The 12,808-nt window shown below is 69.8% G+C and carries 1 protein-coding gene (running past both ends of the window); it reads right to left on the reverse strand.

The whole window is internal to a trypsin-like peptidase domain-containing protein gene (locus ABEB12_RS24910; protein ID WP_345703120.1) on the reverse strand: the coding sequence, 85,359 nt in all, runs 25,184 nt past the left edge and 47,367 nt past the right edge, and what appears here is coding positions 47,368-60,175 — codons 15,790 (complete) to 20,059 (partial); the first complete codon in reading order (the gene reads right to left) occupies positions 12,806-12,808. Both codon boundaries (start and stop) fall beyond the window edges.

Raw genomic sequence — 12,808 nt, forward strand, 5'->3', positions numbered from 1 at the left:
GCTCGTCCGCGGTTCGGTCCGCCCGCCGGTACAGCGCGGCGATCCGTGCCCGCACCTGCTCGATCGGGGCGGCGAGCGGCGAGTCGGCACCCTCCGGGCCGAGCGGCAGTCCCTCGACCACGGACAACCGGTGCGCCTGGACGTAGACCTCGTCCAGCTCGGTGTCGCTCCGGTTCTCCAGGTCGACCACGTCCAGCCAGGTCCGGGCGAGCAGCTGGATGCCGGCCAGGGACTGGCCCGGGCCGTGGGCCGGCGCACGCAGAGCCGCGCCCAGCTGGTGCCACCGATGCGCCCGCAGCTCCACCTGCTCGCGCAGCTCCGCCAGGAACCGGACCGCCTCGCCGGTTTGGCTGCCCGGCCGGTGCGGCGGGGCCGCCTCCTCCGCCTTGGCGATCCGGACGACCAGTCCGACCGCGCCGTCCACCAGCTCAGCGATGCCGGCCAACAGGCCGCCGAGTTCCTCCGCCGGGCGCGACCCGGCCCGCGCCGCGGTGCGCAGCAGGTCCGCGAGGTCGAGCTCACGGATTTCGGTCATCCGGTCGGCGCGTGCCGCCCAGCCGGTGAACAGCTCCTGATCGGGTCCGGCCGTCGGGTGGGGCAGCGTGAACTCGGCCCACGCCCGCTGGGCCGCGTCACGCAACAGGCCAGCGTGCTCGATGCGCAGCCGGTTGAGCAGCCCCATCGCCCGCCGGTGGCCGGCGGCCTCGCCGGCACGCACGCCGTTGACCCGGTGCTTCTCCTCGAACGCCAGGCCGACCGCCCAGAACGCGCGCACCTTCTTGTCCGCCGTGGCCGCCTCGGCCGGGCCGAGCAGGGCGGCGAGCCGGCGCATCCGCACCGTCTGCTCCAGCACCGGCGCGGCCACCCCGATCAGCGCGCCGCCCGGTGCCGCCGGGTCGACCCAGGTGTAGAGGACTAGGCCGTCCACCGACGCGCCGAACCCGCCGTCGGCCAGCCGCTCCAACACCTCAGTGGGCACCACCCAGAGCCGGGGGTCGGCGCTGCCCGTCGTCTCCCGCTGCTCGTCGTCCAGCGGTCTCAGAAGTCCTTCCTCGTGCGCGTGACGCATCATCGCGTCGGCCGGCACCACCTGGCGGCCGTTCAACGCCCCACTCTCGGCCAGCGCCCCGCAACGGCCGGCCGGCGGCATCTTGACCAGCTTCTTCGCCAGCTGGCTCACCACCCTGGTGCGCGTTTCGGCCAGGTCGACCACGATCAGCCGGGCGTCCGGCGGCGGCGCCCTCGGCCCCCGACCCGAACGCAGCCGGACCACAATCCAGACGGCGACTGCGACGATCACCGCGCCGACCAGTACGAGCGTGGGGGCCAACGGATGGTTGACGACCAGGCCGGTGACCCAGTCATGCCCGGCGAGCGCTCCGCTGGCCAGCGGCGCCCAACTCCGCTGCGGTGCCTCGCCACCAGCGTCCACCCCGGTGTGTCGGGGTTTCGTACCCGGTGTCTCGGGGCCTTTAGTCCGGTGTGTCGGGGTTTCGTGCCCGGTCTCAGCGGCCCCGGTCTCGGTGTCGTCGGCGTCCGTTTCGGTGTACGTGTGCGGGGTGATGGTGAACCGCTGGGCGCCCCCGTCGATCTCGACGGCGAAGTGCCGCAGGAACGGAGCTCCCACCTGGGGGAAATTCGCCTCGGGCTGGAAATGCGGCCTGATGGTCGCTGTTTCGGGCAATCCCATGACCGAGACCTGCAGGGGATCGATCGTCCAGCGATCGGCGACGATTCCGTGTACCGAACTCACGAAAACCGACTCGTAGGGGTACCTCGATGAGTAGCCGTAGAACTTGGCCCTGGCCTGGTTGAACGCCATCGAGTCGGCACCGGTGTCGAGCACCACCCAGGTGTTTACCGTTCGGCCTGAAGGGTGTGTCGTGGTGACCCACAGCTGCGGGGCGCCGACGGGAGCAGTGGCGCCCGGCACGAACTCGAGCTCGCCACCGGGCCGGCCGGGCTGCTCGCGCAGCAGGTGCCCGAGCAGCCCGCTCCCGCGTGGTCGGTCGGTGGCGCCGCCCAGCGCCGCTGCCTGCGTCCGCTGGGTTTCCGCTATCTTCTGCTTGCTCCACGCGGCGTCCTTCAAGTTGCGGGCGTCTCGCGTGACCAGGCGGTCGGTGGGGGCTAGGCCGGGGCGGCGGGTGACCACGAGCTGCTGCGCTCGTTCGCTGAAAGTCGTCGGGAACACCCGCAGGAAGTCCAGCAGCCCCCACACTGGGAAGCCCAGGTGGGCATGGAAGGTCGGCCACAACCAGAACGGCTCGCCGACCAGACCGCTGAATGGGCTGCTGTACCCGTCGAGCAGCGTCGCGCGCACCGGGCGGGTCGCCAGGAGCCCGCTGTGGGCTCCGTTCGGGCCGAATGCATAGGGCCGCAGCTCGTCGTGCCGATAACCGAGCTGCCCTGCCATCCACTCCGGTAGCGCCGTGTAGGTGGCGGCGCTGTCGATCTTGCCGAGTACCGGCATGCCGGTCTCGCCCATTCCCAGGTACACCATGGGGTGGCCTTCCGGGCCGCCGTAGTCGACGTAGCTGAAGATCGCCGCGGCGACGCCCGGGTTCGCCGCCAGGAACCGGTTCGCTGCCACGGCAAGCTCCGCCCTGCTGGCGGTGCCTGCTCCGGGCAGCAGCGCCCTGACAGCGGGCAGGGTCTTGGCGAACCCGGCGGCCGTGTCCGCTTCGACCGGGGAACCCTGGGTCGGCGTGCCCTCCCGCACCGGCAACAACGCGCGCACCAACCAACCCAGCCCGACCACCGCACCTACGCTCAGTGCGACCGGCACTACCCACAGCGCGAGGTCCACGTGACCGATCCCCAGGCCGAGCAGGGCGGTGGACCACTGGGCCTGTTTGGCCGATGACGGGCCGTCGCCGGGCGGCTGCGACCAGGCCGCGATCAGGAGCCGGGCGGCCAGCCCCGGGCGGTACACGATGCCGCGCCGGGCGAACGCCGCCACGCCCCACACGTGCGCGGCGCGGTTTTCCGCCGTGGTGAGCCCTCGGTGGTAGTGCCCGCTGCGGGTGGTGAGCCTTCGCAGCACGAAGTGCCCATCCGCATCCCGGAGCACCACGGCCGCGCCGGCGGCGATCACCGGCCGTCCGGCGCCGGCTGGCACGGTGTGCCTGATACGCACCAACGTCCAGGTGCGCGAGCCGAGTGGCTTGTACCGGGTGTTGATCACGGACACCCACAGCGAACCGTCTTCCCGCAGTATCCAGAGCTCGACGGGGTGGCGGGCCATGATCTCGTCAGCCGCCGGCGTACCCACCTTCGCGAAGGCGGCCGAGGAGAGGGACGCGTCCTGCCGTTCGTTGCCGAGGGTTTGCGGGCGCCGGTTGAGATGCCGGGGCGCCTTGGCGATCAGGCGCGCCCACTCGGCGTCGTCCGGCGCGGTCGTACTGGGCAGCTCGACGCCGTCCAGCGGAATCCGGCTGGGGAAAGCGGTGGCCAGCACGTCACCCGCCCACCGGGGGAGCCGAACCGCGGCGACCGGGGTGATGAGCACGGCGCCCGCCACGATCGTCACCGTCGGCGCGACGACCAGCGCGATGCCGGACAGCGTGACGCCGAGCACCGCCGCGAAGCGCGCCGGGGTGGTGCGCAACCGTGACCAGGCCACGAAGAGCGCGGCGGCCGTTACTACCGACACGACGGCGATGAAGAGAACCTGCTGCGCGCCGGCCCATTCGGTGAGCCAGCGGTGCGGTGCGAGCGCCGCGCCAGCCAGCGGTGCCCAGCTGCGTTGAGCTGTGTCGGTGTTGGTGTCGCGGACGATCGGGAGTGGTTCGGTGACCGGCTCGTTGTGGGCGCGCCTGGCGGAACGGCCGATCGCAGCCAACCGACGATCTGCCGCGCGCAACTGCCCAACCAGCGCACCGATCTCCCGATCGGTCAGCAGCGCCCTCGGCGCCAAATCCATCAGCCCCGGGTAGATGTCGCGCTGGAACCGAGCCACATCACCATGCAGCGCCCGCACGCTCGCACCTGGGCTCGGGTGGTGGCTCGACGTCGGCGCAAACCGCGCCAGCGCATCCACCGTTTCGCCGACCAACGTTGCGGCCGCGCGCACCTGCCTGGCCTCCAGCAGGCCGGCCGCCTCGCCGAACTGCCGCGCCAACCCCCCCAACCGGTCAGCCGTGAGCTCCAACACATACGAATCCGGCCACACCTCCGCCGCGACCACACGGTGGTCCCGCTCCACCAACGCCCCAAACGCGGCCTGCATCGCATCGCCGAGCCGCGTGCCCAGCACCGTCTCCCCCACCTGCTCGCGCAATGCGTCCAAATCGGCGGCGAGCCGATCAAGCGAGCCGAACACGTCCGCAAGCCGCTGTTCATCCGCAACCTGCCCCGACGCGGCGGAAGCCTCCGCCGCCCGCGCCACCGCACTCACATCGGCCGCCAACCGGTCGATCACCAACTCGATGGCCTCGGGGGCATCCAGCTCCATGACGCCGGTGGCATCGCGATCCAGGGTCCCTGCCTTCGGCAGGATCGCGGTGGGCTCGGGCTGCGTCGTGTCCACCTCAACCGCCTCGGCCGGGCCGGCCACCGTCTCGTGTGTCTCCTCTGGGGCCGATAGGGCTTCGGCAACGACCGCAGCTCCTTCACCCTCGGGGTGCTCCGCCTCCCGTGCGGACCGCGACATCGCGGTCACCAGCCTGGTCAGCCGGTAGAAGCTGTAGGCCGCCCACACGAGCACCGCCGCCCCTACCAGCGCGAGGGTGACCCCGCTGGCCAACGCCGCGTAGACACCCGCGGCGTAGGCATATGCGGGCGTGGCCGTCAACACCAGCGCGCTCACGGCCAGGCCGAGGGGCACCGCAACCCACTGGGCAAAGCGCACAATCAGCCCTGCCTTGCGTGGCGCTAGCAACCGGTCGGGCACCACCACAGCCAAACCGGCCGCGCCCAGCACGCCGACACCGATCAGCGCGGGCGCGAGGAACGCGCCGAGCACGGCCCCGCCCGCCGCATAGAGGATCACCCGCGCCACCGGCTGCAGGCGGTCGCCGTTCAACAACACGGCAGCGTCGGAACCCGGCGACCGCGCCCAAGCCCGGACCTCCCACCACAGCGTCAGCAGCGACCCGGCCCGGATCGACCCCGTGACCGCGGCCAACCGAGAGGTCACCTGTCCGACCAGCCGGGAAACCGCCTCCTCCGTCGCCGGGGCACCGGTCTTCTCGCCCAGCGGTGCCTGGGTGGCCCGACCCTGGACCAGCGCCCGCAGCCACGCCCAGGTACCCGCCAACCGCCCGGTCCTGGCCAGCACGATCACGACCGCGCCCGCCACGACGGCCAGCGCCAGCAGGCTCGAGGTGTGTCCAATCCACAGCGCTCCGGCCAGCGGGATCAGCGACGTCGGGGTCGCATCGTCAGCCGGCCGCTGATCCGGCGGCCCTCGCCTGCTCGACCAGCCATGCTCGTCCGGTCGGGCCGGTTGTGTCGGCGCCGTCTCGGGCAACCCAGTCCGCGTGGCGAGGAACTCCACCACCTTGTGTGCCGGGACCAGCCCGGCCACTGTCCGACCCGTTTCCTTCCACTCGCGCCGTCGGTCCGCGGGCAAAGTGCTGTTGGGGTAATCCTGTTCGATCACGACACCGGCCCACCGCGGAGCCACCGAGCCAGCGGTGAGAGCCACGCCACCGGAGAAGCCACCCCAGTTGGGAGCATCCACCACGGTTACGCCGGCCCGGAATCCCGGACTGGTAAGCGTGGGATCGACCGCACCGAAGACCACGGTTGACCAGGCGGGCCGACCAGTGGGGTCGGCATGCGCGGCGTAGAACATCGCCACCACCGTCCCCGGGGCGAGCGGGGTGGTCGCGAACTCGATATTCGGCGCGCGCGTGGTGAGCCCGGCTACCCGCGCCCGTGCCAGATCCGTGGGCCGGTCGATGTCAGACCAATCCAGCTCCGCCGGACGCCCGTCGACACGCACCTGCTGTGGCCCGTACTTGTCACCGACCACGTGCGCGGCGGTCAGCACGTCGCCGTCACCCAGGCTCACACCGAGCCCGTGCTTCCAGCCGCGGTGAGCGTCGGGCCCGGTGACCAAAACCATCGCCTGCTGAGCAGTCTTGATCACGGATGCGTCGAAGTCGATCCCGGGCAGTGCAAGCGCCAAGGCCAACGCGCGGTCGCTGTCGAGCCAGTAGTCGCCGGCGCTGGTACGCAGCGCCTGTCGCAACGCCGGGGACAGGTCCGCCGCGATCTCGGTGCCGCTCGCGCCGATCTGGCCGAGATTGATCAACAGTTCACCCAGCCGCCGAACACCGTCGCGGTCGGGCGATGTGGCAATGGCCGCCAGGACTGCCAGATCCAGGTATGCCACGCGCGTCCGCCACCCGGAATTCCGGAACCTGGGGCTCCGCTCCACCACGAAGTCATCCCGCAGGTGGACAAGCACGTCATCGCGTCCACCCAGGCTCTCCGCGTGCCATGCATACCCGGCCGACGCGGCGACCCGGACAAGCCCCGCCTGCCGAACCCGGGCCTCGTCGATCCCGAACAGCGCGGCCACCTGGGCTGGCCCCAACGACACGATGATCGGCGGAATCATACCCCCGCCGATGTCCGGAACCACGAACTCGGCGGCGGCGGCCCACCCCCCGACCTGCTCGTCCGTGACCCGCGGCGCCGCCGAGCCAAGCACCAGCACCCGGTCCCGTACCTTGCTCTCCGCCGACGGACTGACGTAGATCCGGGCCGGGACGCTGTCGAGTGCTCGACGTGACAATTCGGCCGCTAGCAGCGTCACCATCGCCTCGATGTCGCGATCGGTGACACCGGAGGCACGCAGCGCGTTGAGCGTGCTCAGGGCATGCCGGTCGTGATCGGCGGGGTCGGCGTCGATCTCGTGGTCGACGACTAGCGCGCGCTGCTCGGGGCTAAGCCGATCCCACCACAGGTCAACGAAGTAGATCCGGTCACCCACCCCGTGTGCGATCAGGTGCCCGGCCGCCTGCACGCCGGCATCGAAGCCCAGCACCAGGCTCAGAGCCTCGGCCAGGTCGGCACCGGAGATCAACTCGATCCACGGCGGGTCGTGCTCCGCGGACCAGTCGAAATCGCCGGGCTTCACAGGTTGGTCTGACCGCGCCGGTTCCAGCAACGGCAACGTGGCGCGGACAGCACCCTCCCAGCGCTCGTCCACATACTGGTCTTGGTACCAGCGCCACTGGTACCAAGACAGTGCATGATCGTGGCCGGGGGCGGGCTCCGCTCCGACGGTGAAGGACCAGCCATAGCCGGCCTGGGCGGTCCCAGCGGTCCCGACCAGACCCACCATCCCGACCCGACCAATCAAGGTCAGGACAGCACGACCTAGCCGCCACCAAGGTCGGGTCGGTGTCACCGGCCCATCCGAAAGAGATGTCGCGTTCGCGGTTGGTGGTCCGCGTCGATGGATGACCCACATCAATGCCAGCAGCGCCGAAGCACTCACAGCTCCCCAGGCAGCGACCGGGTTGGACATCAGTCGCGTGACGCCGTAAGTGGCCAGCGCCCACTGACCAGCCACTAACATCGGCTTCGCTCCTCGCCAGGCGTTCTTGCCGCGTACCTCAGCGAACAGACCCGATATCGTCGCCCAGCCCATGGTCGGGACCATCACCGCGATCGCCACAGCCGCCGCCCAGAGGTCTTTTTGGACCAGCTGAATGTCTAGCAGCGGCAATGCCACGATCAGCGCCGGGAACCCGATCCGTTGCTTCAGCCACCGGTTCATCCAGCCCAGCACGTTCGCCGGCCCCCGCGCCAGCATTGTCGAAGTCACGACCAGCATCGAGGCGTCCAAGACCGCGAAGAACGCGTTGATCAGGAACGCCAAGCCAAGCGGCTCCGCCGCCAACATCGCGGGCACGTGGATCACTAGGTGTGCCAACCAGCTCACTGGCGTCAGCACCGCAACGGCGGTCTTGGCCCATGGCGGAAGCTTCTTCGCTACTAGGTTCGCCACCGTTGCCGAGCCCCGCACCGCGAACCCGACAAAGCTCGTCACCGACGGCCACAGGGCCGCCACCAGCACCGCCCCGACCCCGGATACCGCTGCGATCACCTGGGTCGGCGGCGGACGCACCCGCAGCCGCAACCAAGCCACGACCGCAGCTCCCACAACCACCGTAGTGGTCACCACCGCCCAACCCGGCAACCCGATCGAGGCAGCGGCCCGCCTACCCGCATCGCCGAACAGCAGGGACAGCACAAACCAGGAACCACTCAGCACGAGACCGGTCAGAAGATGCGGCCGGAGCGTGGACTTATTGATCGGGCCGAGGGACCCGGTCAGGCGAGGCCAGGTGCTGTTGGTCAGGCTCGCGTAGCGCTTCTTGGCGCGGAGGCTGGTGATGAACGCGGACACTGAGAACACGCCGATCAGGACCGCAACACCGGACCAGCCGAACAGGCCACCGGCGACGGAACCGAGCGCGGAACCGACGACCTGGGAAACCTGCTTGATGAAGGTCGCCGAGGCGTAGGCCAGGTCCCGGTCCTCTGCCGGCAGCCGCCTGTCGATGATCTCGTAGAGGGCGGGCGCCATGCCGGTGATCGCGGCCTCGGCGAGGAACCCGCCCAGCATCATCCCGACCAGGACACCTCCGCCGGCCAGCGGCGAAGTGGCCGCGACGGTGAGCCCGGCGGCCACCATCAAGCTGCCCATCAGGAACAGCGAGCCACCGCCGGTGTCCTTGCGGCCGCGCAGGTCAGCGACCACCGCGATGCCGACCAGCAACGCCGCACCGGCGAGGAAGCGGTAGTCCAGGACGGGCGCCCAACCGTGGTACCCGGCCGGCATCCCGAGATGCCAGTAGCCGTCGTACAGCGAAACCGCGATGGCGATGAACCCGAGTGGCCGCGAGATCGCCCGGACGAACCGCGTCTTCTCGCCGGCTTCGACCCGGTCAGTGGCGTGCTTGCTGACACGCAACAGCGCGAACGCCCCCCACAGCAGCGTCCGCAATGTCGGGCGCTTCCGGTCGGGCCGCTCGCCCGGCAAGATCAACAGGGCCACGGTGGCGACGGCCGCGATCACCGCGGACACCGTGGCGGCGGTGGCCAACGACTGGGTGAGCAATGCGCGCTGCAGGTTGAGCATCCAGGCCAACACCAGCAACGAACCGAACATGCTGAGCGCGTGGATGCTGCGCACACCCAGCCGCAGCTGCCGGTCCTCGGGCCGGGCGGCGTTCCGTTTCTTGATCTGCCCCTCGGTCCACTCATCGACCAGCTGGGGCAACACCGTCCAGAGCATCGCGCTGAAGCCCAGCCCGAACGTCGCCATCCACGCCAGGAACCCGGTACCGGACGTGTTTGCCAACAACCAGTACGACCCCACGGCCAACCCCATCGCGGCGATCGCGACCGCCCGCCTCGGCAGGAACGCCCACAGCGGCAACAACACCAGAGCGCCCGCCAACAGCCCCCAGGTCGTTGCCTGATACAACGCCGGACTCAACACCGTCGCGGCGAAGATCCCGGTCACCGAGACACCGGTGCCGAACCCACCACCGAGCCACAACACCCACCGGCGAGCCCAACGCGCCGCACCCGCCGGGGCACTCGGCAAGGCCGCGTCGGCGGCGTGGGCGCGGGCCTCGCGCCAGAGCGGCTTCCGTTGCCGGGGTTGCGGGAGTCCGAAGGAGTTCCCAACCGGGACGAGTCGTTTGCTCACGCGCCCTAGGCCGAGCTTGCGCTTGATCTCGTTCCAGTGCCGCGCGCCGAGGATCCCGGCGCTGAGAGCGAGCACGACTTCAGCCAGTACGATCAGCCAGCGCCACGGCATTTCAGTGGTCGAAAGTTGGCCGGCGCTTCCCGACTCGGTCGCCTTGGTACTGGTCGACGAGGTCAGCTGGCTCGGACCCTGGATGGAGCTTGAACTGTCGCCCTGCCCCGGTCGATTAGGCTCACTCGGCTGCCCGACATCGCCCGTGCCCGGCACGGTGAGCGTCACGGTGCCGTAGCCGCCGACCGGGACGTTCAGCAGCTGGCCCGGGTTCAGGTCGTCCACTCCGCGAAGGGCGAATACGTCCCGGTTAGCGTTGAGGATCACTGCAGGGTTGGCGCGACCGTAGGCGGTGAACAGACCAAACCGCGCGATGACCGCCGTCACCACGTCATACCGGACACCGGTGGCGACCCGGCTCGTCACAGTCCAGTCGTCGCCGGCGCCCTCGGGCATGTAGAGCTCGGTGTTCGGAGCGAACGGCGTATCTGTGGTGGCTGGCCACGCGATGTGCAGGTTGACCGCGCGCAACGCTGCTTCGGTAGTACCCAGACCCTCAGCCCAGCGGCGCGGGGTATCGCCTTCCTGGGTGCGCCCAACCCGCAGCCGCACCGTCGTCGCTTCGGTTTGCGGTTGCATGTCCGAGATCACCGACGCATCCGAGACGGTGCCGGGTTCTGCGTCCGCGTCGGTTGGGATCGCACCGATTCCGAGCACGGCCAGGGCCGCCAGCAGTCCGCTGGCGGCCCAGCGGGGCCAATGCCCGCGCGTCGTGACCGCGCGCAGCCCGGCCAGCACGGTGAACGCGGTAACCAGTCCGGTGGTAGCCGTCACCGCGAAGGATATTGTCGCGCCGCCCAGCAGGAGCGGCCCGGCCAGCAACACCGCGCCCGCCAAGAAGGTTGCCAGCATCCCTGGGGGGCCACGCGCGTCACGGATGTGGCGAAGCGTGAACAGGGCACCCCAGCCGGTCACCATTGCGCCGGCCCCCACCAGCAGCGGCACCAGCGCGCCGGCATCGCCGAGTACCGCGAATCCGCCGCCCACCAACAAGGTCGTGCCGAACGCGGCGGCCAGCGTCCGAGTCAGTCCGAGCCGTGACCGGTGCGCCGGCATCGGCTCAGAGGGACCGCCGACGAAGTGTGCGCAGGCCTCCCGGACGGTGTGTAGAACCTTCACCACGACGGCCAGCATGCCGCCGAGCAGGACGGTGCCCAGGACGACGGTACCCAGGACTGGCAACCCGGCCGCGATGAGAGTCGGGGCGAGCGCGACGGCCAGTCCCGCCGCCGCCAGCATCGCGTTCGGGCTGTCTGGCGCCTGCGGCGTCCGCTTTGCTTCACCGCTGTCCGCATCATCCGCCGGCTGACCGATTGCGGTTATGGGGCCGGTCTGGCGGCTGGCGCGCGCGGTGTTCCGGCGCTGTGCCTCGGCGCCCGACCTTCCATCCGCGACCACTCTGCCGCCGGTGGTCCCGCGCCTGCGCTCGGCGAATTCCTTTCCAGAGATTTCGCCGCTAGCGAGGGCCATGGCCACGACGCGTGGCTCCAGTTGGAGCTTGTCGGCGATTTCTTCACCGGCAAGACCCTTGCGCCATTCCTGGACGACCCTCGGTGTGACCGCCTTAGCCGCGGACCGATCCTGGACTGCGGTCAGTTTGCGGGCCTGTTTGCGGTCGCGGTTAGCCAAACCAACGCGGTCGAAGGCTCTCCTGATGGTCGTGTAGGCGCCTCCGGTGTAGGCGGCGATCATGACGATGCTCCACCCCTGCTCGTCGTGGAGCCGCCACCATGTGTCAACCGGCTCGTCCAGCCCAGCGACCTGTCGGGTACGAGCGCGCTCCGCAGGTACCGGTGATTCGGCTGGTGCCGCCGAGAAGTTTGGTTTCGCTGCTGCGATGAGCTCAATCCGGGACGGAGCCAGCGCCGCCAGGTCTCGCAGCGCCTTCTCGAGGCTGACCTCAGATCCCGCAATCAGGGCTACCAGCGCCGACCTCGCCTTCGGCCAACCACCGAACCGGTGGCGGACCGTGCGGTCATTCGGAATCCCCTTCCGCTGTCGCGCGTGCCAGCCTTCATACGCCTTTTGTGACAGCTCATACGGGTCGATCCGCGATTCGATGGCGGCAACGGCGACCTCGGCAAGCACCTGAGTTTGTGTGTAGTGCTGCGTCAACGGAGGCAGAAGCGCTCTTTCGAGAATCTCCTTCCACGGATCAACGTTATCGATGATGTACCCGATGGAAGGCGCCATCGCGTGTGCCTGCCAATCTTGCGGCGACGGCGAATGACCCAGCTCGATTGCCAGTTCCCACAACCTGTCCGCGATCACTTCCCAGGAGAATTCCCGCTGGTAATCCGGGTCGTGTTCCAACGCCGCGCGCTGCTGATGAGAAGCCGGTCGCCGAGTTTGGTACCGCATCCCGTCCTTGATCTCCCGAACTGGCAGACCACGGCTGTGCATGTTTTCGTAGAACCAGCTCCGTTTGATCCCCGCTATGCGGGCGGCATCGGTGGCAGACAGCGGCGTGCCGCTGCTACCCCAGTACAGGCCGAAGCTGTCCACGAGACGTTCCGGCACGCCCTGCGCCCGCAACTGCCTCAGCACCGAGTCCATCAAGTCCTTGTCAGCAGCCAGCCGTTGAGCCAGCTCCCGAGTCAGCTCCACCCGCTGCCCACCCTCGCCCAACTGGCCGAGGACGACGAACACTGTGGCTCCAGCCAGCGCGACCGGGTGAACACCGGCCGCGCTGAGCAGCAGCCCGGCGACCAGCAACGCGGTCACGCTGAGCTGAGCCACCGGGGGCGGGGCACGGGCGGTCAGGGCGTTCAGGAGAGCCCGCCGCCGTTCCCACAACCGGGCCAGCAGTCCGACCCTGGCGAGCACCAGCACTGTCGCGCCAGCCACGACCGCCACCGCCAGCATGCTCGAGGTGTGGCTGGTCATTAGCCCGCCGGCTATCGGGAATAGCGCGGCCGGAGCGTTGTCCTCGCCCGATCGGTCATCCGGCACGTCGTTCTCGTGTGGCCTGCCGTGCTGCTCGGGCTGGGGATCTTGGCCGGTGCGTGTTTCGGTCGT

Source organism: Actinospineispora eucalypti, from assembly GCF_039543365.1.
Lineage (GTDB): Bacteria > Actinomycetota > Actinomycetes > Mycobacteriales > Pseudonocardiaceae > Pseudonocardia > Pseudonocardia eucalypti.